Raw genomic sequence first — 26,928 nt, forward strand, 5'->3', positions numbered from 1 at the left:
TTCCCTATAACTGAATCTTAAAAATAGTTTGCAGTTCTTATTTCACTAATGCGACTTTGTGATGGGCCACGGAATCGCTAAAAACTCACCTTTCGAGAACCAATCGCTTGCCGTTACTCTGTTCAGCGCGACTGAAGGGGCAGAGGACCATAGCACGAGCGCCAACGACTCCTTAGCCCGACTGCAGGTGACATATAGGAGGCGCAAGGTACGATCGATGGTCGTTTCCTTTCCTTTCCCAACATTATCCCAGTCCGATTTGCTGAGCTGGACGCCTCCAAAAATCTTGTCGTATGAAAATTGATTGCCGCCAGCCAGCTTATCGTCCATCACGACCATAACGTGAGGAAACTCTGAGCCTTTGACCACCTGGTGGGTGGCAAGCACCGAATTTCCGGCGAGGTAGGTGCGATACTTCTGCAACTGACTCCAAGGAGTGTCGAACAGCGCACACCACCCCCGACGTATGCGGTCCTTCTTGGACTCCTCCTCCCCCCTGGCCGGAGCAGGTGGAGCTGGAGACTTGTCGGAAAAGGCATCTAGAAGTCGATGATCGACCTCGAACAGGTTCGCGCCCAGTATCGGGGTGAGAACTTGTTCAACAGTGGCGCCAGGACTCTGACAGGCAGTAGCAAAGGCGGAAATGCCTCGAAGCATCTCGTCGGAACGCCTAGCGCGCTCGGCCGCTTGTTCTGGCATGTTCTCGAGACGACCGAAGCAGCGAAGGACTTCGGTGGCCTTAAGCTCGTCTATGGCACCATCGGGGCCAACACAGGCCTCCAACTGCGCGAGTTCGTTCAAAAGCACCTGCACAGCAGTGGGCCCCTTGTTCTCGCCGCTGCCCGTAGGCGCGGCCGAATTTGGGTCGATCAGAACCATTGCACTGTACGCGTCGAGGAACGCGCCGCGAGTTGCAACGAGCTTGTGCTCTAGAGCGAGCAGCTGATAGTGACCTTGGCTCCAGGCATCGGAACCGCTGGCTTGCCGCATCTGATCTGCGCACCATCGTTCGCTTGCAACCTTTTCCTCCGGTGAGAGCGATGTGTCGCCGACAAAGAGTCGGACCACTCCGCCGGCCTTCTCAGTTCGCGGATGCTGCTCGACGCCGTTGGCAGGCTGCGTTCTGCCATCGATCTCTGCCTCCCATATTCTGTTGATGAGCGTGACGATTCGACGTTGACTGCGATGATTCATTTGCAGCTCGGGCGTCGCCCAGCTCGCTGGAACTAGGCTCGGAAGGTCCGAGTGACCATCCGTGTATATGCGCTGCCGATGGTCGCCAAGCAGTCCTAGGGTGAGGCCGAAACTCCTTGGCTCCGCGAAGCTCATTAATGCGTCCAAGATACCCTTCATGGTGTCTTGAGACTCATCGATAAGAATGATGGGGTGGCGGTCCTTCAAAATGGTCTGCAGCGTAGATTTGTGCTGCAGCAGCCACGCCGTCGCGTCCAACACGTGTTTGTGGGCGAGCGCGCCGGCACCATGCGTCTCGCGGTCCGGGTTGTAGATGAACACATCTGTCAGCCGAAATGCCTCGATGTCTGCTTCTATCTCATCCAAGTCCCGCTGCTTCGCTGCAGTGATCCCCCTAGGCTTGGCAACTGCCTCTGCAGTTTCCCTTTCGAGCTGAGCTTGCTTGATGGCGACGAGGGCTTCTCGGATGTCGTCGTTGAATCCACTAATGAGTTCCCAACAGAACGCGTGGATTGTGGAGACATCCACCAGGTCGTTGTCTCCAAGGCGCCCTTTGATGACGGCGACCGCGTTCTTTGTGTATGTGACCACGCGTATCGAGCGGCCATAGATCTGCAGTCGTCTAGCGAGTCGCCCCCCTTTTTCGTGCTCCACAACGCCGGTCATTCGACGCAGCACCTCGACCAATGTGCGCGTCTTTCCGGACCCCGCGCCGGCAAAGAGGAAGTAGCTGCGAGGCGGCTCCTCAGTGAGATAGCCGCAGACCTCCTCGACAACCCCATCATCGCGCTCGTTGTTACCAAGGACAGCGAGCGCGCTCATGTCACCGGTTCCTTGCTGGGCTCAAGCTGCGCCTGTAACCAGGCCAGGGCATCGGCGATGTACTTCGGGCAGACAACTGGTTCATCAGAAGAAAGCTGCTCGAAGATGCTTGCGGCAAACTCGCCCTTGTTTAGCGAGCCATGCATTACCGTATGGAGTGCCTTGATCATCTCTGCAACGCTTCCAGCGTCGGCCGCGGCTCTTGCCACAGATCCAAGCGCGCCAGTCGGTGGCTCAACCTCGACGCCATCATCACCGGCTTTGCCTTCCATGAGCCCCTTGAACCAAGGCATGTTTGTAAGAACGAGGGAATCTTCAAAGGAGCTGGGCCAGCTACCGTTCGCTTCAGCAACTGGCAGCTGCCAAGCGAATCGCACGAGACCCGCTGCGGCCTCACCCCATACCAACTGAGCGTCGGTCGGATTCTTCAAATCATCGAGCATCTGAAGCTTTGGGTGCCACCCACGAAGCGTCGGATTGCCGCAGTGGAGACCGGCTTGACCGGTGTTTGCGACCGCGACCAGCCTCTTGGTTGGCTCGCCGTTCTTCTTGGGTTTGCCGTCCTGTTCCTCGCAGGGGTCGACGTCGGTGATGATGACAGTAGGAATCCGCAGCTTCTCGACGAGTGGCTTGAGTCGGTGGGCATGACTCCCTCCTATATCAAGAAAGGATACATATCGACCGTTCAGCTCCTTGAAATCTCGCTCCATGAAAAGAGGGATGAGCATGCGCTCAGCAACGCCCTCCACGAAGATGGCCGCATTGGCGAATAGCAGGTCGGTGTGTTGGACACGGAAGTATCGCTCTGCGAACTGACGTGTCTTCTTGTCATCACCAAAGACCTGCCCGAGATTGACTATTTCGGTGGTTGGCATTGAGCTTGCCGCGCTCTTTGCAACGCGGCGTACATACCGGAGGCGGTCAAAGTCCTCAGCGTGCGCGAGATGGCTCGAGTGGGTGCTGATCAGCAACTGGCTCTTGAGCGCTGAGGCGTCTGCTCCCGTCGGGCTTATGAGCTTGTGTGCCTTGTCGGGAAAGATACGCTGCACTTGGACATGAAGGTGCGCCTCAGGTTCTTCAATCATCACAAGGTGAACAGGCGCAGGAGATCCTTTATCGGGCTTTAGCCTGGCGGCTTTGAATGACACCAACTGATAACTGAGGGACTGGAGGTTCTGGTAGCCGAGTCCGATGGAGTGTTCAGGGAGGAGTTCTTCAAGCGACTCCTTCTGCATGCTGTACTGCACCGCAGTTCCATGGTCTAGTAGGTCAGCCGTCTGGATGCGCGTGCGAAAACGAATTTCCTGGGGATCATGCAGACCCGGATAGCCAAGCTGCTTCACTTCCTCAACCGAATCGGCGATGGCTTCGTGAATCTTTTTGTCAAGGTCTCTTTGCGCCTCTGCCACCGCTTTGACGAGGTCTGCGCGGTGACCATGCCCTGTACTGGCGACGTTCAAGTGCTGACGGGCAAATTTGAGGAGTTGGTTGGAGAACATGCCAACTCGATGCGGTCCGGATGCGGATCGCGACTCAACCTCTTCACTGCCCAGCCCACGCTGAGCGGCAACAAAGTCGACTCGGATGACCTTGGACAGATGCTTCCGATCAATGCGGCTGGCATTTTCAGCAAGCGTCTGGCTGGCGTAGGTCTTGAAGCCGGTTATCGGGTTGTTCTCTGCATCGAGTTTGTATGCACGAACCTGGCCGAGTTTCGAAGGTTCACGGAGCCAAAAGTCTAAAAGGTCTATGGGCCAAGCCAACGAGTCAGCGCCCATTTCCTTCACGGGCCCGCGCGCCGTGCGGTATATCCAGGCGAGTTGCTTTAGCTCTTCAACGGTTGACGCCGGTTCCAAGCGAAGCCGGATACCGACTGCACCGCCCTTCCAGCTGAACTTGGAAAGGAACGGTGCGACGTAGTGGTACATGCCCGCCTCGGCATCGAACCAAAGGTCCAGCGTTGGCATGGTCGAGAGAAGAGCCTGAAGCTGCTGTTTCCACTGCTCATCCTCAGCTTGCACGGTTAAGGGGTCTTCCGCTAGGGCTTCCCATGCTTTCCCAAGAGCTCGCAGTGTTGGCCATTGCGAGAGGCTGATGTCAAAGGAGCCAAAGGACGAACTTTCCGCGAGGAAGTGACGGAGAGCGGTGAGTACCGAGGTCTTCCCGCTGTTGTTCGCTCCTACCAGAATAGTGGTCTTCTTGTTGACGTCCAGTTGAACCTTGCCGAGGCGGCGGAACTGGCACAACTCTAGAAATCGAAGTGTGATGCCTCCGGAGACCGGAATGACTGGAGCTGGGTCTGGCATTGAGGCACCTTTTGACTGGAAGTTAGCGATGTGCCGCTATTAGGAAGATTTTTAAGGCGCCAGGGAAGACGCCCTCATGTCACCAATAGCAGCGAAGATGATTAGGTTGGCTTTCGTTGATAGCGACATTTCTGGTCGGCTGAAGTCCCGGAACCCGCAAGAGATTGGCAACCGGGAAGACGCGTGCTTCCGACCCAAAGCGACATCGGCCCGCCCTCGATAGATCCCCCGAATCTCGCTTAATCGCTGTTGCGTCGGAACTAGAGCGGATGCCCATCGTTCTGAAACCCCATCCCATTCCTGAGCGTCGTCCGCTAGAACTTCCCGTTGAACGGGAAGCGCATGAAAACCACCCTTAGTCGGGAATGGTCGGCTCATCGCCCCAAGCGGCCGAACCCACCCTGTTCATCCTGGCACTGCCAGCACGGCGCGCCTTGGAAAACGGCGAACTGATTGCTGCGCTTTGAGTAGATCGGTAAATCAGGCGATCTTTAACAATAGAGCCCACATACTTTCCATCGGGGCCAAAAACACGCTCGCCTTTGATGCGACCTACAACTGCGCCCGAGCGGCTGTAAACAAATTCCCCATTCACCTGCAGAGGCTTGCCGTTCTTTGTAAACAGATCCATCTTTTCCCCCGAGCTGCTATAAGGAACGGCAACTCTGCCGCTAATGCCCCTGGTCGACCTAGGGGCCGGCCACGCCATTACCCACAAAGCGTAGCATCTAAGGTTTTCAATCTACTACAACCAGATCCTAAGTGGGCATAGCTTCGCTGGCAAGCTGGACGACTCCCGCGCAGCCAGCCCTCCATTTCCTGCCACGGGACGACATGGACCTTGACCGTAGAAAGCCCAAATTTTCTACCCTCCCAGCGTGCTTTTGCGGGCAACCACGGGAACACGCCTGCTCGATTGGCGAGTCTCAATTGGCAAGTTTGGTCGGAGGGGCGGGCGCCGCTTTGCCCAGCACCTGAACCAGCTCCATCGATCGCAGCATAGCGACGATCTCCAGCTACTTCTCTGCGGCCCACTTGGGTCGGGTGCCCAAGCATTTGGTTTGCCAGCGTCTCCTGGGCAGAGATGGCGATGCCAAACAGTAGCTTAGGAGCATTGGCCGGATTCAACCCTCCCAATCGTACATTCCACCAATGCGATTGCGACTGGGGCTGACCGTAAAGCGAGAAGACAGCATACCTATCGACACTACATGGACTTGATCCCGAGTTGCACCTAGAAAGTGCTGAGCCTCGTGGACTGCCAGCAGACCCGGAGCGTTGGCGTACAGACCACTATCAATGTATTGACAACTGCCGAAGGTGTGCCTAGGGAAATAACCAAACGCAGCAATGGTAGCAAGCGGGACATGAGCGAGCCGATGGCGGTGGTCTCTGGAAAAGTTCCGGTGACACTTGGCCTAGCGCGACGCTGTGATTGTTTGCTACTGCTTGTCCTTGATCTGGTTGCCGCGCACGCTCTGTAATATCTTCAAGACCTCATCAGAGACCTCGGTCGGGGAGAACCCCAAGGCAGCGGCGATGAGGCAGAACTCCAACACATCCAAGCGACGCGCTCCAGACTCAACAGAAGACACGCGCTGCTGAGGCCATCCCAGATGGGAGGCTAGCCTAGTTTGACTGATGCCCAACGACTCCCGTCGCTCCCGGAGCAGACCGATCAACCGAAGGTATGCACTTTGGTAGATCGTCTTGGTAGCCATCGGGTCCGCCTGGAGGAGCGGAACGAAATCTATGGCCACAGCCGGCACTACATGAAAATTGTGTAGACGACATTCCGGTGACTTGCTAGCATCAGGGCCGGTTGAACTTCCGGGGATCGAGTGATCTATGGGCGTGACCAACAGACCCTCATTCCTCCGGGGCCAGAGCTCGATTCGCTGCTGGTATCGCTTGGACCGTTCTATGCGTGCGCATGGTGCGCGCTCGAGCGCTCCACTTCGATTTCCGCCCCTGTAGCCGCTGACACAGCGGTTGCGCAGCGCTTGCTGCTGTTCCTTAAGACAGCGGGAGTTCTAGCTGAGACGGGTCCGTCAAACGGCTATACAAGGCGATCTCTTTACGAACCCATTAGCTGGAGCTATCGGGAGGGCGGCCAGCTGCCTGACGATCTGAGTACTGCGCTGACCCATGCGCTGACAGCTTGGCATCCCTCTCTTGGAGCACAGGACCAACAGTGGCTTTGGCGTCAGCTTTCTGACCGCGAAGCTGCTGCCTATCTTGTGTCATTGCTGCGCAAGCACCGGATCGGCATTCAACACGCCGAAGAGATCCTGCGCATACAGGAAAAGGACTGGCACGAGCTGAGTTTGGGACGCAAGCGATACGTGCTTTGGTCATCAGTCAGGGGAGCAGCCAGTGAGTACCTAAGTAACGGCGGCGACGAATCCGCGGCATTGATCGTGCTGAGCCGCGAGATACGAAGTCGAGCAAACTGGCTCTCTCGGAAGCAAGCATCAGGAGCGCTAAGCAAGTCTGACTACTGCTTCCTGCCAGGCCCTGCGTGGCGGCGACCGCTAATGGTCGATGTCGCACTGGAGTGCCTGCTGCCCATTGGCGACGCCTACTGGCTCGCTCCTCCGATCCTGATGCGCAGCACGAGAGGCCAAGACTTAGATCGCGCCTCTCGTGACGCACTCAAACGTAGATAGGCTCCTATCGCATGCGCCCCAGAATCCTTGCCCTCGATCTTGAGGGGACCCTGATCTCCAATGCGGTCAGCCAGATTCCGCGACCAGGACTTCGCAATTTTTTGGAGCATGCTGCAACTACCTTCGATGAGGTTGTACTTTTCACGACAGTGCCTAAGCATTTGGCGCTGAGAATCGTATTGCTTCTGGCGGAGGAAGCGCATGTGCCTCTCTGGTTCACAGAGGTCCGCCACGTCGAATGGACTGGTTCTACCAAAGATCTTCGATTTGTATCTCCGCTACTTGGCCAAGCTTTGCTGCTTGACGACCACCGTTCATACATCCACCCGGATCAACATAGGTTCTGGATTGAGGCCCCTCTATTCGCATCACCGTACCCTGCTAATGACAGCGGCTTGCAGGTCTGCCAGACACGCATCAGGGAGAGAGTGTCGCTGCTTGCAGCGATAGCCTGACTGAGCGGCAGCAGTCGAAACCATCGCGCAAGAACTCTAGACGAACCTTGAGCTAGCTGCTCTTAACGTAAGAGCGCACCATCCACTGCAGGAATGAGCGTGACTAGGACCAGTCTTTCCCACCCTCTTCAGATAGCGACTCTCCCTGTCGGTCATTGCGGAGGAGCTATCGGGGTAACCTTCGCTCCAGGCAAGCACCAAGATATCGCGATGACGGGTTCGTGGTCGCGAGACTTAGATATCGACCTTCAAGCTATAAGCTCATGGGGCGCAAGCCACCTCATCAGTCTAATTGAACCCTGGGAGTTCGAGGATCTTCAGATCTCCGCTCTGCCAGAGCGTGCGGTAGCCCATGGTCTACGGTGGTACGGACTGCCGATTAGGGATGGAGCCGCACCCGACTGCGGGTTCCTCCAAACATGGAAGGAGTTGGAGAAGTCCATCTGCAATGATCTCCTCGACGGCGAACGGGTTGTGGTCCATTGCAAAGGGGGGCTGGGCAGAGCAGGTACTGTCGCCTGCATGCTTCTCCTCGCCACCAAGACTTCTCTGAGCAGCGAAGATGCAATCAGGCGCGTGAGGCAGGTACGCCACGGTGCCGTTGAGACATCGCAACAGGAGCGATTCATACACAACTGGGGATCCCTCTCACATACTCGCTAGGGAAACACTGATCAATCCGTGTTTTCGAGACCAACCGTCGAGCAAGGTCTATCAAGTGACAGCCCCGTCCGCTTTCGGCCCGCAGGATGTGCAGCATCGTATCCTGCCTAATCGGGCCCGATGCGCGAACGTCCACCAATTCCCAACGTTCTCCTTATGAGGAATTTAGCTGCGGACAAGGGCTTCGAGCAGGATGCGGTGCTGCGTGGGCGACTTGCTGCGGCCGAGCAACCCTTTCCCGAAGCGTTCCAGCCGGTGGCCCTGGCGCTGTGCGCGGCCATGGCGCAGGACCCGCAGCTGCGCGCCCATCCAGCAGAACCAGGCGCAGATCCTGGCCGAGATCCAGCAGCAGGCCACGCACCCACGCAGCGCGTTGCTGGCATGCCTCGCGCTCGAAGGCATGAAGCTGCTGGAGTCGCTGGACTACGTGCAGTGGCCTTCCTCGCAGCGGCAGCAGCTGTTGCAGGACATTGGCGCGTTGATCGACACGCCGCCGCGCTGAATCCGTTCTCTCCCCCGAGGTAACCCTGATGAGTTCTTCCACCCTCTTCCTGACCGGAGGAAGCGGCTACGTGGGCCGCAATCTGATCCGCCGCCTGTGTGCAGACGGCCACCACGTACGTGCGCTGGTGCGCAGCCCCCACGCCGCGGCAGTTGTAGAAGCGCTGGGCGCCCAGCCGGTGCAAGGCAACCTGCTGGACCCGGGCATCGTTGCGGCGATGCAAGGCTGCACTGCGCTGATCCACGCAGCTGCCGACACCGACCACCGCAATGCCTTGCCCAGCCAGTGGCAGACCAATGTGGAAGGCACCCGCACCGTGCTGACCGCTGCCCGTGCTGCGGGTGTGCCGGTGGCGGTCGTGCTGAGCAGCGAATCGGCGGTGACCCATAGCCGCCGTTCACGGTTACGTCCAACATTGCCCCGAATCTCATTGCTACTCAAAACCGGGTGCACGTCGGGTGGCAGGTCGGCCTACGATGCCGGTCCCTCTTCGTCAGCCTCCTCGTCGTCAACAACAGCATCTGCCTCCCCGGCAACGAACCCGCACATCTCCATGAACATCCAGGCGCGCATCCAGTTGTTCACCTCGTCGACTTTCAGGGTGCTAGCGTCTTCGTCGCTTCCGCCCGCCTTACGGATGTACAACGCTTGTAGGGAGGCTACGTACGCCTCGCGGAAGATGCCGGTCGGGCGAAAGCCAAAGTTGTGCGTGAAGACCACTTCTTGAAGCTCGTGAACCATACCCTCCCATAGAGGTACCTCGCGCTCGCATTCGGTTCCGTGCGCCAGGCAATCGTCAATAGCGCGCTTGGCGAGGCGCAGCAGCCGACCATCGAAGGCGTACCGCGGGCTGTCCATGAAAATGTCGCGATGCTGTTCGTCCATCTGCTCGAGCATCGGGACTGAGCGCTCGGGATCGGCCACCAAGAACGGGTTGACGGCACACACAATCAGGCTATTGCGGTAGTAACGAGGGAACTCTTTCCAGGGCTTACGGACGAACACGAATCCGTGCAGCTGCTCGGCCTCCATTAACTGCGCGGCATACGTACTCAGGGCGCCCAACGCCTCGCGGGTGTAATCGTTGAGGTTTCCCTCATCCTCCTCACTGTCGTACCAGCCTTCTAGGTCGTGGAACGAGGCGACAACGCAGCCCATCGCCTGGTGCGATAGCAGCCTATTTGCGAAGTAGCGGAAATCCTCATCAGTCGGGACATACAGCTCCAGCTTCAAGCTTTCCAGCGTCTGCTCCGAAAAGATTGGGCGGTAAGCGATGACGTCCCGATTGGAGATGAGCAGGTCATACAGGTACGCATGGCGAGTAATTTTCGCCCCCATGGGCGCCACCAGAACGTTGGCGATGTCTGCCGGCCCCGAAAGCGCAAACATTTGGGCGATGTAGTTGCTATAGGCTAGTAACTCAGAGAACGCGTTCCGTTCGGAAGAACTGCCGACCTTGAGCTCAAGTACGAAAATGCCGTCTTCATGGTAACCCAACAAGTCGAGCTGCATCGGCTTGGTACTGTCCGTGGGCAGGTCGACTTTGCTACCGACGAACGTTCCGTAGCGAACGCTATCGTGGATGCGATCAATGCGCTGCAAAGCGCGCTGCTTGATGATGCGCCACAGCTCGAAGCTGCTCTCCTCATCTTCTACTTCGGGCAGTAAGGCGCGGCCTTCCAAGGCTTGAGTCAGCTCGGTCGAGTCCATCACGACCGTTTCCATGCCCATCGCCAACAACTGCTCGTGTACTTGTTCTTCAGAAAAGGGGATGGCCACTCAATCGCTCCCGTTGTGGTTCGCCGATGATGACATCATCGAATGCATCCATGACACCGCCGAGCGGCTGACGACATCCGATGCTCGCTGGCGCAGCGGCGGCTCAACACGGCATTCGATGTCTCCTTTTTGGCCGGAAGCGGACGTCGCTCCTGAGTCGAGCAGCCATGGTCTCTAGCGTGGCAGACCTTGCGGGCTAGGAAGCGAAGCAGCAATAGCTGCGGATGCATTAGGCTCATTGGCGCCTTTCTCTTCGCGCAATTGACCAGATTGGACTGTCTAATCGGCGATGTGAACTGCCACGCAAATGGGGAAACGCAAGAAAAGCCCGCAGCTTGGCGCATACGGGCTTTCCATTGAATTGCTACTTGTCCCCTGGAGGAGGATTACGAATTCACTTCAGCGCGGAATGCAATCTCGATCAGCTGTTCGGGGAAGGCGAGCGCGGACACGCCGATGAGATTGCTGGCCACCTGCGGGACTGCCTGGCCGTAGACGGCTGGCCTGACCTTGCCGCTGGCGGCGAACGCGGCCGGTACGTCGATTACGAAAAGGGTTTCCTCCACCACATCTGCCAGCGACGCACCCAGCTCGGCCAGCAGCACCTGGGCGTTCTCATAGGTGCGCTTCATCTGCGCCTCCATGGTGTCGAAATTGGCAGGCTTCCCATCAGCCCCCAGAGCAGCCGGAGCCACCAGCTGGCCCTCCGGCGTGTGCGAGAGCTGGCCCGACACGAAGATCGAATTGTTCACGCGCACGGCCTGCACGTATCCATAAGCCGATTCCCACGGCACGCCAAAGCTGGCCGTCTTGCGGTTGGAGGCGCTCATTTCGTTGTCCTTCCTGTGTAGAAGGCGCCAGTGTGCCGGTAGACGAGGTTGCCTACCTGCCCCGAAAGGGTAATACGAGAGCGCCTGCGCAGGCCCCGGGTGTCCATCTCTGGCCAGGAGCGGACATCGGCGGCGCAGGGGATTAGGGATGTTTATCGAGGGTAGGGCGAACGTCCGCTTCTGGCCGGAAGCGGACACCTTGCCCGGCGGCTTCCGGGAGGCATCTGTCTGAGGGATACGCTATCTCTAGCAGTCCACCCGAGAGATAGATGCTCGACACCGCCTCGGAATCTCTGGACGCGACGGCTGACTTCGCGATCTATGCTTTCTCGCTCTTGGCGGAGAAAAGCTCTGCAGCCCATGCTATGAATGCTTGGACGATGGGCGATCCATAACGGTGGTGCGGGTAAAGGATCGAAACCGGCACCGACGGCGGACGCCACCGCTGAAGCACCTCAACCAGGCTGCCATCCTGCAACTGCTTCTCGACCAGTACGCCTTGCAACTGTGCCAGGCCGTATCCCTTCATGCACAGCTTGATGTACAGCTCGGTCTCATTGACGGCGACCGAGCCCTCCACTGGTACTACCTGTCTCTTCCCATCAGCTGAGAAGAGCAGGCTGCCACCGCCCCTCGAACCAGAGGAAAAATGGTGGACTGCGCGGTGCCCGGCGAGGTCTTCAAGTGATTGTGGGACGCCATACACCTCCAGATAGCTTGGTGCGGCGCAGGTGATCCAGCGGAAGTTCCCCAGCGGCCGGGCTACGAGGCTGGAGTCTTCCAGCGGCCCGGTCCGGATCACGCAGTCCACACCCTCCTGGACGAGGTCGACCGGCCGGTCACCCACGCCGATCATCAGATGGACCCCGGGATACTGACGGCGAAAGCTGTCCAGGTTCGGGAGGAGTATCGAGTGCGCGAGGCCGCCTGGCATGTCGATCCTCAACCGCCCCCGCAGGTCCTGTGGCGACGACTTCAGGCCGGTTTCCGCCTGTTCGATCTGGTTGAGGATCTCGCGGCACTGCAGGTAGTAGCGCTCGCCTTCCGAAGTGGGGCTGACGCTGCGCGTGGTCCGGTTGAGCAGGCGGACGCGCAGGTGCTTTTCCAAGCCCTTGATCAAGCCCGTGACGGTGGAGGGGGGCATGGAGAGAGCCTCGGCGGCACGCACAAAGCTCTTCGCTTCTACCACCCGCACGTACGCCTGCATCGCCAGAATCCGATCCATTTCGCTTCCACCCTACAGTTGACGGTCACCTCGATCCTGATTATGCGCGTTCTACGAATAATAAAAACGAAGAGCATGGATTCTTCGCAGGGTCAGCGTGGCATAGAGTTCACGCCAGCCCAGAAATCGACCTTGCCCCAATGAGCACCCTCCCGCGAGACATTCTTCAGCAACCGACAACCGCAGCGGCCGAAAAGACGCTCATCCGTGGCGCAACCATCATCAGCATGGACCCGGCTGTGGGCAACCTCGTGAAGGGCGACATCCTGGTCTCCGGTCGGACCATCACTGCCGTTGGCGAGAACCTCAGCGCCGAGGACGCGTTCGTCATCGATGCCAAGGACATGATCGCCATCCCGGGCATGGTGGACTCCCACCGCCACGCCTGGGAGGGTCAGCTGCGCCGGATCAACTCCAACGCCGAGACCTTGGAGCACTACTCCAACGCCACGCATTTCTCGTTCGCCAAGCATTACCGTCCGCAGGACATGTATGTCGGCACCTTGCTGTCCGCGCTGGGCGCAATTGATGCTGGCATCACTACGGTCATCGACAACTCCCACAACAGCCGCACAGCCGCGCACTCCGATGCATCGGTTGAAGCTCTGCTCGATGCCGGCATCCGTGCGCTGCATGCATCAGGCGCTCCCGTGTCCGGCACTTGGGACCGCGCGCATTGGCCGGGAAACCTCGCCCGCCTGCAGGAAAAGTACTTCAAGGACCCGGCCAACGACCTGGTCACATTGGCGACCATGGCCAACATCGAGCCGGAGCTCTGGGCCGAAGCACGCCGCCTGGGTATCCCGATCGTCACCGAGTTCTTCGGTGAACAGATGGGCGCCCAGCTCCCTCAGTTGCATGCGCAAGGGCTGCTGGGCCCGGACAACATCTTCAACCACTGCACCTGCCTGAAGGATGAGGGCTGGGAGATCCTTCGCGATGCCGGTGTGCACATCAATGTCTGCCCGCGCTCGGATGCCCACTACGGTATCGAGGATGGCATGTTCGCCTGGGATGCGGCGGTTCGGCACGGGCTGCGACCCGGCTTCAGCGTTGACAACGAGACGTCCTACAGCGGCGACATGTTCATGGAAATGCGCGTGGCCTATTACCTGGAGCGCGTGCTGCGCGTCAATGCACGTCCCCCGCGTAGTGCCGGCACCCCACAGGATCCGCTCAATTCCCACCGCCTGCTTGAAGCCGCCACGCTTGATGGCGCGGCCTGCGCAGGGCTGCAGGACAGGATTGGCAGCCTGACGCCGGGCAAGCAGGCCGACATCGTGCTGTTCCGCACCGGCGACATCAACCTGTATCCGTCCAACAATGCGTTCGGAACAGTGGTGCATGCGGCGGAGCGCAGCAACATCGACACCGTGATGGTCGGCGGCCGGGTGCTGAAGCGGGGCGGCGAAATGTGCGGCCTGGACATGGGCAAGTTGCGCGCTGCGGTGGACGAATCCTGCGCGCACCTGTTCTCGGCTGCCGGCTACACGCCGGACGCGTTCGGCACTTCCTTCCCCGTTCTAACCAATCACTGAGAGTAAACATGAACAGCTTCGGTGCCTGGGCCTTTCCACTGGCAATGGTTGCGGGATTGGCCGTCACATTGCAGACCACGTTCAATGGTCAGTTGGCAAAGGGCCTGGGCGGCGATCCTGTTGCAGCCGCCATCTTCTCCTTCATGGTGGGGCTGTTGTCGCTCACTCTCGTCGGTCTCGTACGGGGCAACACCCTCGGCCTGCTTGCAGGCATCCCGGCGCAGCCGGCCTGGGTGTTGCTGGGGGGCGTGATGGGCGCATTTGCGCTGCTCAGCAACGTCATCCTGGTGCCCCGTATCGGCATGGCCGCCCTGGTGGGGCTGGTGATCGCCGGGCAGCTGCTGTCTTCGTTGGCCATCGATCATTTCGCATTGATGGGTTCTGCCCATCGTCCCGTCTCCCTCATCAAGCTTGCAGGCGCGCTGGTCATGCTGGCCGGACTTGCAATCTCGCTGTTTGGAGATCGCTGGTCCAGGTTGCTTGTGTGATTGCTCGAGGAACGGTGCAGGCGGCCGCGCGCTCGAACCCTGGCTTGACCGAAAACGTCCGCTTCTGGCCGGAAGCGGACATTTGGACGGCATGGTGGCCGCCCCGGTGGTAACGAGACTTAGAATTCGATCTGCGCGCAATTCGTGAGCGGGGGGCGACCAACCTAGTGTCCCTACTTGAGCCATGTGAAATCCATGGAATCAGGATCGCCGCACTACCCAAACGAGCAGCAGCCCTAGGTGTCCGATGGTTTGGCCTGCCGAACGTAGATGGTGTAGGCCCGGCGGATGCCTTTCCTGATGACTGGCGGAAGGTGGGAACTGCACTCTGCGAGAAGATACCCGAGTAATTGGTACTCGTTGAGGCTAGGTTAGCTCTTCTTGGAGGAAAAGGACCCAACACTGTCAGGTGGCCGACCGCGAGAATCGATCCCTTTCAGCGATGGCAAGGGAGAGTTCAGGTACTCAGCGTCTAGGCCTCGCAGGCTCGCGTTGTACGACCATCTTACGAACTGCTCCAGTAGGCAGTTGTTCTCGCGATAGACCCGTTCTAGTTCCGCCTCCAGCCGTAGAATTCGGTCCATAGCGATCTGCATTTCAGGAACAGCCTTGACCTGCCGCAGATGCCCCCCTTGCGCGGCTAAACCCGCCTTACGCTGTTCGAAGGCCTGCTGAATGCGAGTGTGCTTATGCAATGCTTGCCGCGTATATCGCGTAAAGAGGTGCCGCTCCACCGCGTCCAGCAGAGATTGCCAGGTCAAACGACCTGACCAGCCGTCAAGAATTCCGACAATGCTAGCGATGTCTTCATCACTAAGATTCTTTGCTCTTCTCATGAAGCGGTGCCTCGCACTTCGATCGCCCATTCCGTTTGCACCGACTCCTCGTCATGTTGATCCAACAACCGGCGGGCACCCAATGCCTGCCGAACCCGAGAGGCCGGACGAATGTGAGTCAAGCGGATTAGCGCACCTGGTGGAACTTGCGGATCGTCCAGAATTGCAACAAGCTCCGACAGTCTCGTTAGCGTCAGCCTTTGGTGTTCAACCCAACGCGACGCACCATATATCCCTTCAGCGTCCGCAGCTTCTGCCTCAGCTAGCAGACTAGTGGTTTCGGCAAGTTTGGCACGCGTATTTGCATCACCGATTTCGTCGCCTTTGATACACACCTGCTCGTTGCAATTCGTACAGTCACGGTGCAGGGCGCAGGGAGACATGACGAAGTCGTGCACGCAGACTCCGAAATCGGTTGTGTGAGCGGCTTGGATACCCATTTCCTTGAACTTGTCTCGAGGAATTAGACTAACGCGGACCTGCGGTAGCGGATCGGTCGCCAGTTCAGTCACCGACTCCCGCTGCCTTTCCTGACGTAAGCCCACCAGCCGAGCCTGGACATCGCGATCAGAGACATGGTTGTACGAGTCATTCTGACGAATGTCACTCCGACCAGACCACTTTGCGATGTCAAGTTCACTCATGCCACCGGCCTGAGCCAAGGTATTCAGATAGTGTCTGAACTGGTGAGTACGAATGACGATTGGAGATCCGTCTGAATCGAAGTAGCCCAGATGATCGAACACGGACTTGAACCCGTGCTCTGTGCGACCACCAAGGCCAGTAGAGATAAAGTTCTGATCTGGCGCCTCGATGACGCAACGAAACGTTCGCTTAGTCCGATGCAACTCATTACGCCGAACTACGCAAAGCGCTTCGCTGTACCGCAGACCAGAATCGACGTCCAACCACGGGAACCCTCGGGGCAGGAAGCTGATGACAGCAGCCTCAACATTCGTGAACTTGGCTACTATTCTGCCGCGACGCTTCTCGACAGGCACGCCATTACCCAAACACCACGCCCTAGTGGTCGCCGGCGACACCGATTCTACAAAAAGGATCTCGCCGAGCTCTGCAATTGACAAGTCACCGCCGCGAAAATGCTCGAGATGTGGTGGGATGAACATCGATTTGGGATTGCGTTCGTACCAACGCGCCACGCGACGCGCCTCTGCTGATAAGTCATTGAGTCTTCTCACGGCCTCGCGCACGACTGAACTCATAGATGGCACAACCCACTTGATCATGGGGTCTGCACCCTTGGAGGGCCAGAACCGCAGCCCATATGCCGGCGACGCATCGGGACGAGCTGTTGTGACCTCAGGCTCCGCTCTAAGCAGCAAAACCTCATTCACCCGATCCGGGGCCGAGCACATGATCCCCGCCGTCGACGTCACAAAGAGATCAGCAGGCTCACTCGCTGCGCGAAACGCCAGCGCTAGGCATTCCAACGAGCGGGGGCTGGGAAGCTTAGCCTGCCGCGCAGCCTCAAACTCGTCTCCTACCCTGCCGTTCGCCTCCGTCGGGCGAGGTATGAAATTGGACCAGCGCAATGGGACTGCCGCTAAGCGGTTGTCGTCAATGAACGACGCAAGCATCTCCAATTGCGAGCCGACTCGATAGCCCGCAGATTGGCTGAACTTCGCCCGGATCAGTAGAGCCGCTCTGTTGAAGGTCGCCGCAGTGACTGAAGCAACGTTACAAGCCCCCTGATCTTCCAGTGCAGCCGCCAACGCTCGTAGGGAGGCGAGCCGAAACCCTATACATTTCGTTGGCCGCATCCCATGCTGATATCGAATGTAGGATTTGGCGAACGAACCAAAGGGCTCGAGCATTGGGCGTGGCACGCGCTCGTTAACTGAGTCCCATGAGCTAAAAATAGCGCGAACCGCGCCTCGCCGAGCTTTGATCCTGACAGAATCCGCGATCTCCCACGCCATATCATCGAAGGCAAGCTCGGCACCAAAGATGGTCAGCTCATTCCGGCACAGAGCAATAAACGCAGAGACATTCTGCTCGGCATTTAGCTCACTAAGCGGCTGAAAAAGAACTACTTTAGCCACAGGTTTTAGCTCCACCAAGTGAACAACGGCGCACCTTAACCTGGCGGCACTCCTCTATCACAGCCGCAACTGCGAAGATGGTTCGGTCATTGATGGAAGCAATGCGCTTATCGGAATCCCTGAGTTGCTTTTCACGCTGGTCAAGCAGGTGCTGTAGTACCGCCTCATGTGGCCCGTCCATCCAAGCCTCGAAGCTGGAGCAGGTGTAACAGGCGATCGGAGCATTGAATCCACAGAATCCGTGCGTTCCACAATCGCCCATAGGGGAACCACTTCGGTCAATACGCAGATCCATTACGCGCCTCGAAGTATTCGAGCCCAGTCCCTCCACAAGAGTTCCCGCGAACGCTTGGGCCAAGGGAGCCATCTCCATAGCAATGGCACGATCAATGCGCTCGATGATTGCAGGTGAACTGGCCGAGTAAACGCCAACATTCTGGGTGTCCGTGTGATCGAGAAGTCGGGCGATGACCAAAGGACTGTAGCCCTCTTCGCCAGCTCGCGTGCCGATCGTTCTCCTGAACCGGACGCCGCTTATGCTCATCGCCTTACCCGTGCGCTCGGATACCACTGACAGGCTTTCGAGAACGGTCGTGATCGTCCGGCCAATCATGACGGCAGTCCGATGGAATTCAAATCCTTGGGCACCCATCTTCGAGCGCTCAGCGGGAAAGAGAGGGGCTTGCCCTGCATCATCTAAGATCGAACAGAAGCGTGCGCGAACGCCCTCAGCGTACGAACAGAGATGCTCACCAAACTGCTCGACAAGCGGGCGTTCTACGAACTGAGCACGCGAAAACTTGGCACCCTTCTTAGCGCTTGGCACCTGGATGGAATACTTCAGCATCCCATCAGCATCTGTTTCCACCCTGACATCGCAGACCTTTAGGGACGCGTACTGCTTGCTACGCTGACCCAATAGGATAAAAAGCCACGCCAAGGTGAAGTCCGCGGTAGACACATCACCTTTCGCATATGCTTGATTGAGCGCTGATTGCAGGGCCTCTTCTTCGACATGGGTGAAAGGACCATCATGTGGATCCCATGTAAGGACAGACACACCCTTGTCATTGCCTTTGAGCCGCAATTGTTTGAGAAGCAGCTCGACGTCTTCATCGACCCCTGGGTAGCCCAGCTGGACCCATTTGCGGAGGAACCCCGCGAAAGACCCCAAGTACCATTCCTTCGACTGATGGAGGCCTGCACGGTAGTTCAGCAAATCTACGGCTGTGATGCTGGAAACCTGCATAGGCGTAGCACGCAGGAAGTGCTGCAGCCTTTGAAACATATTCTTTAGATGGTCGGGAGAGCGATTCTCTGCATACCACGTCAATACCGACTTGGCACCATTACGCAGCACTGGCGAAGCGGTTGGCAGCTGGTCGAAGTCTAAATGAATGTTATTGACACCATCGCGGTATGCCCAGATATTGGCGTTTGGATCGAACTCGATGCCCGACTTAGTGCGACTGCCTACCCATACAGTGAGTGCACGCGCCTCGCTAGCTTCTTCCTGATATTGTTTCACCTGCTCCTCCTCACTGGGCGGCTAAAGGACTTGGCTTGCATCTCCAGCGACGCCTCATTGCTTTTTCGCTGCACGTGCCTTTTCGTGTAGTGCGAAGCCATCTTCGACCTAGGTGACCAGCCCATCGTCTGGGTCCGCATCCTTTCTTCGTCTTCTGCGGACACACCTCGGCTATCCATGAGATCGGAGAAGTCGTCGTTCCAGGTGTGCCTCAAGACATGCGGGGAGAGGTCATCAGGAAGACCAGGAACCTTGCTACGTAACTCCCTGAAAAGCTTGTTGAGCGCCGGCTTTGACAGCGGCTGGCCTGTCCCCGTCGCCACGAAGAGATAGGGATGGCGGCGCGCACCTTTGATCTTTGCTCGTTCCCCCATTATGTACCTCTGGATCAACTCCGCCAGATCAGGACCCAGTGCAAGTAGGCGACCTCGTGTTTTGACAAGCGGCGCACTTTTTCGCGGCTCTTCGGGGTTGCCAGGCCGCCGAACGATCGTGACCTCCCCGGTCCGAATGTTGACGTCACTAGCGTAGGTAGCAAGCAGCTCGCCGTTACGCACGCCCAGAAGGAGTAGCCAGAGGAAGATAAGTTGATTGCGAACCCGGACGTGCCTGTTCTTCCAGGGGTTGTCCGCACTGTCGGGATCAATGACCTCGAGAATGCGTGCACGGACCTCCGCGTCTACCCCCTGACGGCTACCCTGCGCGGAGTGGCGGCTGGGCATTCTGGCATTGATAAGGCTGACGAATGTTTGAGTGGCCTCGAGCAAGCTGTGATTGTGGGGATGTCCCACTTCTAGCTTCAGGCGCCGACCGGCTGTTAGCCAGGACAAGTAGTCGCGAATGTATGCCATACGGGTTGCCTTCGTGTCGGCACCCACCTGCGCCAGCGCTTTCACCGTGGGGCGCATTCGGGCCTGCTCCAGTGTTACGACCCTAGACACCACCGCTCGGGGTGACTCATCCATCTGGCTCATAGCGTCGAGCTCATCCTGCCGCAATCCAGCCAGCTTGGTGAGCGACTCCACCTCGCCCAAGGTAAGGAGCCGACCGTCATTGATTCGATCGTGAATGTCTATACCGAGATGACGAAACACTTGATGGGCAATCATCACAGCCCTGGCCGCGTGCTCGAGCGTGTTCTTCGCCAGCCCAGCAGCCCGAAGCTCGGTCACCAAAAATAGGTTTGGATGCCAGAGGGGGGCTCCCGACTCCTTACACAGAAGCATCGGAAATCGCTCTCCAGACAGGAACCGAACTGTTTTCACCCTATAGCCAGCTGCCATGTTGACATTTCCCAAAGGTAGTCGGTAAGCCGAGAAATCAGCAGCCGATGGAAAACGTTAACAACAAAAAAAGGCCCTTGGCAAATGCGCCAAGAGCCCTTGTTAACAGATACTAAAAGGTATCCTCTAGAACGGGATATCGTCGTCTGCGAAATCGTCCATCGGCGGTGCCGACTGCTGCTGGGCCGGCTGCTGACGGCGCGGCGCATAGTCCTGACCACCGCCACCGCCGCCGTATCCACCACCCTGCCCACCGCCGCCGCCCTGCTGACGCGGCGCCGAGCGCTGCGGGCGATCGCCGCCCATCCCGCCACCGCCGCCTTCACCACGGCCGCCGAGCATCTGCATCTCGTTGGCGACGATGTCGGTGCTGTACTTTTCCACGCCGTCCTGGCCGGTGTACTTGTCGTAGCGCAGTTCGCCTTCGACGTAGACCTGCGAACCCTTGCGCAGGTACTCGCCGGCGATTTCGCCCAGCTTTCCGAAAAACACCACGCGGTGCCACTCGGTGCGTTCCTGGTTATTGCCGTCGCGGTCCTTGCGCATGCTGGTGGTAGCCAGGCTCACGCGCGTGATTGCCATGCCGGCCTGGGTGTACTTGGTGTCGGGATCGTTGCCGAGGTTGCCGACGAGGATGACTTTGTTGATGCCGCGGGCCATAGGTGCTTCCGAGATGATGCGCTGGCGCCGGGAGCGCGCAACGATGAATGTCTGTGCGGCAATGTTACCGCACCTGCCGCTCGGCGGTCCTGGCAGGTTGCCGCGCGACGCTGCCGGGCAAGTGCCTTGCCAAGGGTCGGAAATCCAGCCCGTACAGACCTTTGCGGGTAACGGCCCAGCTGCGCTGGGCGGCAAATGTGAAGACGCCGGATGTGCCCGGCGGGACGGATCCGGCCGGGGCACCTATAATCGGCCCACATCACGAATGCCTGCGCATGACCATCGCCGAAGACCTCCCCACCGTGCTGGGCCTGCCCCAGATCCAGTCCCTCGCCGCGCCCGACATGACCGCGGTCGACGCACTGATCCGCCGCCGTCTGGCCTCGGACGTCGTGCTGATCAACCAGATTGCCGATCACATCATCTCTGCCGGCGGCAAACGCCTGCGCCCGATGCTGGTGATGCTGGCCGGCCACGCCGCTGGCGGCTCCGGCCCGGAGCACCACCAACTGGCGGCAATCATCGAATTCATCCACACCTCGACCCTGCTGCACGACGACGTGGTGGACGAATCGGACCTGCGCCGCGGACGCAGCACTGCCAACGCGCTATGGGGCAACGCCCCCAGCGTGCTGGTGGGCGACTTCCTGTATTCGCGCAGCTTCCAGCTGATGGTCGAACTGGACCGCATGGAAGTCATGCAGATCCTGGCCGACACCACCAACCGCATCGCCGAGGGCGAAGTGCTGCAGCTGCTGCACGTGCACAACCCCGACACCGACGAAGCGGCCTACCTGCGCGTGATCGAGCGCAAGACCGCGGTGCTGTTCGCCGCCGGCACGCGTCTGGGTGCGCTTGCCTCCGGCGCCAGCGCGCAGGTGCAGCAGCAGTTGTACGACTACGGCATGCAGCTGGGCTTTGCCTTCCAGATCGCCGACGACGTGCTCGACTACGCCGCCGAGGCCGCGGACCTGGGCAAGAACCTGGGCGACGACCTGGCCGAGGGCAAGGCCACCCTGCCGCTGATCCACGCGATGGCGCACTCGGATGCCACCACCCGTGAGCGCCTGCGACAGATCGTCGAGCAAGGCGATGCGGCGGCGATGCCGGAAGTGCTGGCCGCCATCCATGCCACCGGCGGCTTGGACTACAGCCGTCAACGCGCGGCCGAATACGCCGCTGCCGCCGAACAGGCGCTGGAAACCCTGCCGCACAGCCCTGCCGTGGCGGCGTTGCGCGGCCTGGCGCGTTACGCGGTCGAGCGCACGCACTGATCCGGCGCGCAGCGCGCGCCGGCCGGGATTTGAGATTGGAGATTAGGGATTCACAAAGGCGGCTTGATCGCGGTTTTGCGCGTCCCGACATCGGTTAGCCGAATGATTGATCAGCGCAACGCCCGAGCAAAAACCCGGGGGTTTGATTCGCTGAAGGACGGGACTTCGCTCTTGCGAATGCCAATCCCAAATCACCAATCCCGGTTACTGCCCAAAGCGCTCGTCGAAGAAATCGCCGAGCATGCGATACGCCCGCTTGGCCGCACGCGGGTTGTACAGGCAGCCCGGCGGGCTGTTGGCATCGGCCTCGGCAAAGCAATGCACCGCGCCGCTGAAATTGACGAATTGCCAATCCGCGCCGGCTGCATTCATTTCGGTTTCGAACGCGGCGATATCCGCCTTGCTCACGCTCTTGTCGTCGGCACCGTTGAGCACCAGCAGCGGTGTCTTGGCCGAGCCGGCGGCGGCCGGGCTGGGAGTCGCGATGCCACCATGCAGGCTCACCACGCCGGCCAGCTGCGCGCCTGAGCGCACCAGCTCCAGCACCGTGGTGCCGCCGAAGCAGAAACCCACCGCACCGATGCGCGCTGCGTCCAGCGGCGCCTTGCCGGCCTGCGCCTTGAGCACCTCTACCGCTTTCAGCGCGCGTGCGCGCAACTCCGGCGGATCCTTCTTCAGGGCGCCGGCGAACTGCCCAGCCTCGCTGTCGTTGGCCGGGCGCTTGCCCTTGCCATACACGTCGGCCACCAGCACCACGTAATCGTCGCCGGCCAGCTGCTTGGCCTTGGTCACCGCCGAGTCGTTGACACCGCGCCAGTTGGGCACCATGACCAGCCCCGGGCGCTTGGCATCGCCGGCATCGTCGTACACCAGCACGCCGCTATAGGTGTCCTTGCCGATCTTCCATTCCAGCGGCTTGGCCTGCATCGCCGCTGCTGCGGGGAAGGCCAGCGAAGCCAGAACACCGATCAACCCAATGCCACGCCATGTCCGTTGCTTGTACATGTGCTTGCTCCCAGGATGGTGCGGCGAGTGTAGGCGCTGCTGCCGTGCAGGAGAGGTCATCGTCGCCGCTGCCGGCCACGGTGGCGGCAGGCAGTCAGTCCGATCGCACCTGCGCGTTCGCATGCGCTGCGCATGCGTGCTTTCGAGGCGATCGCGCCACCGCGGCGGCGCTGGCGTTGGCGCGGCGACCAACAGGCAACCTGGTGACATTCACGCCCGCGCCTGGCGAGCACTATGTCGCTAGCCAGCTCTATGATGATCAACGCTGCCTGCTTACCGTCATCGACGTAAAGACCGGCCTTGCCCCGGCAGATTTGGAAGTTGTTCCGATTTCAGGCGAGTGCCATGCCGACTAGACGCATCCTGATCACGGCACTGGTCGCGCTTCTGGCCGGTTGTGGGATGACGCGCAGCGCGTCGATTTCCTTGTCGACCTTCGATGAGCCACGCGATGGGCCGCGTGCGCGTATCCGCTTGGTCACCGAACGACCCGCACCCGTGCTTTATCCAAACCGCACATGCGTCGGCGGAGCGATCCGTGGCGCCGGAATTGCGCCAAGCTCGCGGCCCGGTCCATTCGGCACGGGCGCAGGGCAGAAGATAGGGATACCTGCCGTTGCCGTCAGCGGAGGACGCTACGTGACTGAAACGCAGGTCAAGGCAGGCGAGCCGCTCACCCTGTCGCTGTCGGCAGGTGGCTGCATGGACAACCGCTGCGTAGTGAACGCACCGCTATGTACCGTAAGCCGCAGCTTTGTCCCTGAGGCCGGCCAGGATTATGTCGCCACCCTCCTGTTGCAAGGGCAGGAGTGCGAGGTGGAGATGTTCCGCATCGTCACCCAGCAGGGACGAACACGCCTCATGGCCGAGCAGACGGTGGCGGCATCGCGTTGCCCCGTTTCAAACTGAACGCCCTGACTTTCCCGCACCATACCCCACGGTATACATTCGCGATCAGGCCGCCGACGGCGGCCCTAGCAAACCCTGGGAGGGGAACCATGCGCAAGACCTTCAAGACCCTGTTGCTCGCGCTGCCGCTGGCGGCCGCTTCGCTGATGGCCCATGCGGCCGATTCGCCGGTGGGCCGCTGGACGACCATCGACGATGAAACCGGCAAGCCCAAGTCGGTGGTGCAGATCGAGCAGGCCGCCAATGGCACGCTGAGCGGCAAGGTGGTCGAGATCCTGCAGTCGTCCAAGGGGCCCAACCCGGTCTGCGACAAGTGCGACGGCGCACTCAAGGGCAAGCCGATCAAGGGCATGACCATCCTGTGGGGCCTCAAGCCCGACGGCACCGCAGTGTGGAGCGGTGGTTCGGTACTCGACCCGGCCAAGGGCAAGACCTACAAGTCCAAGATCACCCTCACCGACGGCGGCAAGAAGCTGCAGATGCGCGGCTACGTCGGCATCGAAGCGCTGGGCCGTACCCAGACGTGGGTGCGTGAGTAATCGGGATTCGAGATTGGTGATTCGGGATTTGCAAGAGCGGGCGTCCTTCGGGGCGCCCTTTTTTGTGCACAGGCGCATTTTGGGGCTTGCCTGCAAGCAGGATCAACGGCTGCCGCTGCTGCAGAGATGGCTAACGCCGCGCGGCTCGACAGGCAGGCGGCTTGATCCTGCTTTGACGAATCCCCAATCCCCAATCCCGGCTCACGACTAATGCGATAATCGCGCGTCCCCCGCATTACGCCCGCCATGACCCGCACCGCACTCGTCACTACTGCCCTGCCCTACGCCAATGGCCCGCTGCATCTTGGCCATCTGGTCGGCTACATCCAGGCCGATATCTGGGTGCGCGCGCGCCGGTTGCGCGGCGACAAGACCTGGTTCGTCTGTGCCGACGACACCCATGGCACGCCGATCATGCTGGCTGCAGAGAAGGCCGGGGTGACCCCGGAAGCCTTCATCGCCAACATCCAGGCCAGCCACGAGCGCGATTTCGCCGCGTTCGGCGTGACCTTCGACCATTACGATTCGACCAATTCGTCGGTCAATCGCGAGCTCACCGAAGCCTTCTACGCCAAGCTGGAGGCCGCCGGCCACATCAGCCGCCGCTCGGTGGCGCAGTTCTACGATACGGCCAAGGGCATGTTCCTGCCGGACCGCTACATCAAGGGCATCTGCCCCAACTGCGGCAGCCCCGACCAGTACGGCGACAACTGCGAAGTGTGCGGCGCCACCTATGCGCCCACCGAGCTGAAGGAACCGAAGTCGGTGATTTCAGGTGCCACCCCGGAACTGCGCGATTCGGAACACTTCTTCTTCGAAGTGGGCCACTTCGACGGCTTCCTGCGCGAGTGGCTTGCCGGCGATGTGGCGCTGCCCGGGGTCAAGGCCAAGCTCAAGGAATGGCTGGATGCCGAGGGCGGCCTGCGCGCCTGGGACATTTCGCGCGATGCGCCGTATTTCGGCTTCCAGATTCCCGGCCAGCCGGGCAAGTATTTCTACGTGTGGCTGGATGCGCCGATCGGCTACCTGTGCAGCTTCAAGACGCTGTGCGCGCAGATGGGCGAGGACTTCGCCTCGCATCTGGTGGCCGGCACCCAGACCGAGCTGCATCACTTCATCGGCAAAGACATCGTCAATTTCCACGGCCTGTTCTGGCCGGCGGTGCTGCACGGCACCGGCCACCGCGCGCCGACCCGCCTGCACGTCAACGGCTACCTGACGGTGGACGGCGCCAAGATGTCCAAGTCGCGCGGCACCTTCGTCATGGCGCGGACCTTCCTGGATGTCGGCCTGGAGCCGGAGGCGCTGCGTTACTACTTCGCGGCCAAGTCTTCCGGCGGCGTGGACGACCTGGACCTCAACCTGGGGGATTTCATCGCGCGGGTCAATGCGGACCTGGTCGGCAAGTTCGTCAACCTGGCCAGCCGCTGCGCGGGCTTCATCGGCAAGCGCTTCGACGGCAAGCTGGCTGATGCGCTACCCGATGCCGCCCAGTACGACTGCTTCGTCGCCGCGCTGGCGCCGATCCGCGAGGCCTACGAGCGCAACGACGCGGCCAGCGCGATCCGCCAGACCATGGCGCTGGCCGACGAGGCCAACAAGTACATCGACGACACCAAGCCGTGGGTGATCGCCAAGCAGGACGGCGCCGATGCGCAGCTGCAGTCGGTCTGCACGCAGGGCCTGAACCTGTTCCGCATCCTGGTGGCCGCGCTCAAGCCGATCCTGCCGCGCACCTGCGCCGAAGCCGAAGCCTTCCTGTCGGCGCCGATGACCAGTTGGGAAGACGTGGTCCGCCCGCTGACAGCGCACACGATCCAGCCCTACACCGCCCTGTTTACCCGTATCGACCCCAAACTGATCGACGCCATGACCGACGCTTCCAAAGACACGATGGCCGCACCTGCGGCACCGGCTGCAACCACCAAGCCCGCACCGAGCAGGGCCGACGCAAAGCCTGCCGCCGTTGCGAATCCCGAATCCCAAACCACCAATACCGGCTTCATCGGCATGGATGACTTTGCCAAGCTCGACCTGCGCATCGGCAAGGTGCTGGTGTGCGAATTCGTGGAAGGCTCGGACAAGTTGCTGCGTTTCGAACTGGACGCCGGTGAATTGGGCAAGCGGCAGATCTTCTCCGGCATTCGCGCCAGCTACGGCGAGCCGGACGCACTGGTCGGCCGCAGCGTGGTGTTCATTGCCAACCTGGCCCCGCGCAAGATGCGTTTTGGCATCAGCGAAGGCATGATCTTGTCGGCCGGCTTCGACGGCGGCGCGCTGGCGCTGCTGGATGCCGACAGCGGCGCACAGCCGGGCATGCCGGTCAGGTAATGGGATTGGAGAGTTGGGAGTTGGGAGTT

The 26,928-nt window shown here is 59.9% G+C and carries 23 protein-coding genes and 2 pseudogenes; 11 read left to right on the plus strand and 14 right to left on the minus strand.

Annotation, left to right across the window (positions count from 1 at the left end; all coding sequences use genetic code 11):
- Nucleotides 1-45 precede the first annotated feature (45 nt).
- The 5 genes and pseudogenes from AC1POX_RS15010 to AC1POX_RS15030 all read right to left on the minus strand — a co-directional run.
- Complete coding sequence (locus AC1POX_RS15010) at nt 46-2,016, minus strand: UvrD-helicase domain-containing protein (RefSeq protein WP_372356332.1); 1,971 nt, start codon at nt 2,014-2,016, stop codon at nt 46-48.
- A complete protein-coding gene (locus tag AC1POX_RS15015) occupies nt 2,013-4,322 on the minus strand; it encodes an AAA family ATPase (RefSeq protein ID WP_372356333.1) in 2,310 nt (769 codons plus the stop codon). The genes AC1POX_RS15010 and AC1POX_RS15015 overlap by 4 nt, the downstream gene beginning before the upstream one ends.
- 355 nt (nt 4,323-4,677) lie before the next feature.
- Nucleotides 4,678-4,953 (minus strand): hypothetical protein, encoded by a 276-nt coding sequence (locus AC1POX_RS15020; protein WP_372356334.1) that lies wholly within the window; start codon nt 4,951-4,953, stop codon nt 4,678-4,680.
- Nucleotides 4,954-5,764: 811 nt separating this feature from the next.
- A complete protein-coding gene (locus AC1POX_RS15025) occupies nt 5,765-5,887 on the minus strand; it encodes a hypothetical protein (RefSeq protein WP_372357209.1) in 123 nt (40 codons plus the stop codon).
- Nucleotides 5,888-6,043: pseudogene (locus AC1POX_RS15030) on the minus strand (helix-turn-helix domain-containing protein); the annotation flags it as partial.
- A 282-nt stretch (nt 6,044-6,325) separates the two neighbouring features.
- Here AC1POX_RS15030 and AC1POX_RS15035 point away from each other — a divergent pair.
- From AC1POX_RS15035 to AC1POX_RS15055, 5 genes and pseudogenes are all read left to right on the plus strand, one after another.
- Nucleotides 6,326-6,991, plus strand: a complete 666-nt coding sequence (locus AC1POX_RS15035) for a hypothetical protein (protein ID WP_372356335.1) — start codon at nt 6,326-6,328, stop codon at nt 6,989-6,991.
- 11 nt (nt 6,992-7,002) lie between these two features.
- Nucleotides 7,003-7,446 (plus strand): NIF family HAD-type phosphatase, encoded by a 444-nt coding sequence (locus AC1POX_RS15040; protein WP_372356336.1) that lies wholly within the window; start codon nt 7,003-7,005, stop codon nt 7,444-7,446.
- A 93-nt stretch (nt 7,447-7,539) separates the two neighbouring features.
- A complete protein-coding gene (locus tag AC1POX_RS15045; RefSeq protein WP_372356337.1) occupies nt 7,540-8,109 on the plus strand; it encodes a cyclin-dependent kinase inhibitor 3 family protein in 570 nt (189 codons plus the stop codon).
- 205 nt (nt 8,110-8,314) lie between these two features.
- Nucleotides 8,315-8,611, plus strand: coding sequence for a hypothetical protein (locus AC1POX_RS15050; RefSeq protein WP_372356338.1), 297 nt, complete (start codon nt 8,315-8,317; stop codon nt 8,609-8,611).
- A 28-nt stretch (nt 8,612-8,639) separates the two neighbouring features.
- Nucleotides 8,640-8,957: pseudogene (locus AC1POX_RS15055) on the plus strand (NAD(P)H-binding protein); the annotation flags it as partial.
- A gap of 125 nt (nt 8,958-9,082) precedes the next feature.
- Here the strand turns inward: AC1POX_RS15055 and AC1POX_RS15060 are convergent.
- The 3 genes from AC1POX_RS15060 to AC1POX_RS15070 all read right to left on the minus strand — a co-directional run bounded on the left by AC1POX_RS15060 (nt 9,083) and on the right by AC1POX_RS15070 (nt 12,445).
- On the minus strand, nt 9,083-10,390 hold the full coding sequence (locus AC1POX_RS15060) for a hypothetical protein (protein WP_372356339.1): 1,308 nt from the start codon (nt 10,388-10,390) through the stop codon (nt 9,083-9,085).
- Nucleotides 10,391-10,776: 386 nt separating this feature from the next.
- Nucleotides 10,777-11,220: a RidA family protein gene (locus tag AC1POX_RS15065; RefSeq protein WP_372356340.1), complete on the minus strand. Its 444-nt coding sequence runs from the start codon at nt 11,218-11,220 to the stop codon at nt 10,777-10,779.
- 319 nt (nt 11,221-11,539) lie between these two features.
- The gene (locus AC1POX_RS15070; protein ID WP_372356341.1) at nt 11,540-12,445 is read right to left on the minus strand and encodes a LysR family transcriptional regulator; all 906 of its coding nucleotides are present in this window, start codon (nt 12,443-12,445) and stop codon (nt 11,540-11,542) included.
- Between the two features lie 140 nt (nt 12,446-12,585).
- Between AC1POX_RS15070 and AC1POX_RS15075 the strand changes: the two genes are divergently transcribed.
- Both AC1POX_RS15075 and AC1POX_RS15080 read left to right on the plus strand, forming a co-directional pair.
- The gene (locus tag AC1POX_RS15075) at nt 12,586-13,983 is read left to right on the plus strand and encodes an amidohydrolase family protein (protein ID WP_372356342.1); all 1,398 of its coding nucleotides are present in this window, start codon (nt 12,586-12,588) and stop codon (nt 13,981-13,983) included.
- A gap of 8 nt (nt 13,984-13,991) precedes the next feature.
- A complete protein-coding gene (locus AC1POX_RS15080) occupies nt 13,992-14,471 on the plus strand; it encodes a DMT family transporter (RefSeq protein ID WP_372356343.1) in 480 nt (159 codons plus the stop codon).
- A 371-nt stretch (nt 14,472-14,842) separates the two neighbouring features.
- On the opposite strand, the gene AC1POX_RS15085 is transcribed toward AC1POX_RS15080, so the two are convergent.
- The 5 genes from AC1POX_RS15085 to AC1POX_RS15105 form a co-directional block, all read right to left on the minus strand.
- Nucleotides 14,843-15,307, minus strand: a complete 465-nt coding sequence (locus tag AC1POX_RS15085; protein WP_188252506.1) for a hypothetical protein — start codon at nt 15,305-15,307, stop codon at nt 14,843-14,845.
- On the minus strand, nt 15,304-17,370 hold the full coding sequence (locus tag AC1POX_RS15090; RefSeq protein ID WP_372356344.1) for an integrase: 2,067 nt from the start codon (nt 17,368-17,370) through the stop codon (nt 15,304-15,306). The genes AC1POX_RS15085 and AC1POX_RS15090 overlap by 4 nt, the downstream gene beginning before the upstream one ends.
- Nucleotides 17,363-18,898, minus strand: a complete 1,536-nt coding sequence (locus tag AC1POX_RS15095) for a site-specific integrase (protein ID WP_372356345.1) — start codon at nt 18,896-18,898, stop codon at nt 17,363-17,365. The genes AC1POX_RS15090 and AC1POX_RS15095 overlap by 8 nt, the downstream gene beginning before the upstream one ends.
- Nucleotides 18,895-20,181: a tyrosine-type recombinase/integrase gene (locus AC1POX_RS15100; RefSeq protein ID WP_149908857.1), complete on the minus strand. Its 1,287-nt coding sequence runs from the start codon at nt 20,179-20,181 to the stop codon at nt 18,895-18,897. Before AC1POX_RS15100 ends, AC1POX_RS15095 begins: the two co-directional genes overlap by 4 nt.
- Before the next feature lie 126 nt (nt 20,182-20,307).
- Entirely contained in the window at nt 20,308-20,841 is a 534-nt protein-coding gene (locus AC1POX_RS15105) for a single-stranded DNA-binding protein (protein WP_008572410.1), read from the minus strand.
- A gap of 275 nt (nt 20,842-21,116) precedes the next feature.
- Here AC1POX_RS15105 and AC1POX_RS15110 point away from each other — a divergent pair, with 275 nt between their 5' ends.
- Nucleotides 21,117-22,115 carry a polyprenyl synthetase family protein gene (locus tag AC1POX_RS15110; RefSeq protein WP_008572409.1) on the plus strand — a complete coding sequence of 333 codons (999 nt, stop codon included), beginning with the start codon at nt 21,117-21,119 and terminating at the stop codon, nt 22,113-22,115.
- A gap of 204 nt (nt 22,116-22,319) precedes the next feature.
- On the opposite strand, the gene AC1POX_RS15115 is transcribed toward AC1POX_RS15110, so the two are convergent.
- On the minus strand, nt 22,320-23,120 hold the full coding sequence (locus AC1POX_RS15115; RefSeq protein ID WP_008572408.1) for a dienelactone hydrolase family protein: 801 nt from the start codon (nt 23,118-23,120) through the stop codon (nt 22,320-22,322).
- 345 nt (nt 23,121-23,465) lie between these two features.
- Here AC1POX_RS15115 and AC1POX_RS15120 point away from each other — a divergent pair, with 345 nt between their 5' ends.
- The 3 genes from AC1POX_RS15120 to metG all read left to right on the plus strand — a co-directional run bounded on the left by AC1POX_RS15120 (nt 23,466) and on the right by metG (nt 26,899).
- A complete protein-coding gene (locus AC1POX_RS15120) occupies nt 23,466-24,029 on the plus strand; it encodes a hypothetical protein (protein WP_029819011.1) in 564 nt (187 codons plus the stop codon).
- Nucleotides 24,030-24,118: 89 nt separating this feature from the next.
- Entirely contained in the window at nt 24,119-24,568 is a 450-nt protein-coding gene (locus AC1POX_RS15125) for a DUF2147 domain-containing protein (RefSeq protein ID WP_003485424.1), read from the plus strand.
- Nucleotides 24,569-24,814: 246 nt separating this feature from the next.
- Entirely contained in the window at nt 24,815-26,899 is a 2,085-nt protein-coding gene (gene metG, locus AC1POX_RS15130) for a methionine--tRNA ligase (RefSeq protein ID WP_372356346.1), read from the plus strand.
- Nucleotides 26,900-26,928 lie beyond the last annotated feature (29 nt).

This window comes from Xanthomonas sp. NCPPB 3442 (assembly GCF_056725145.1).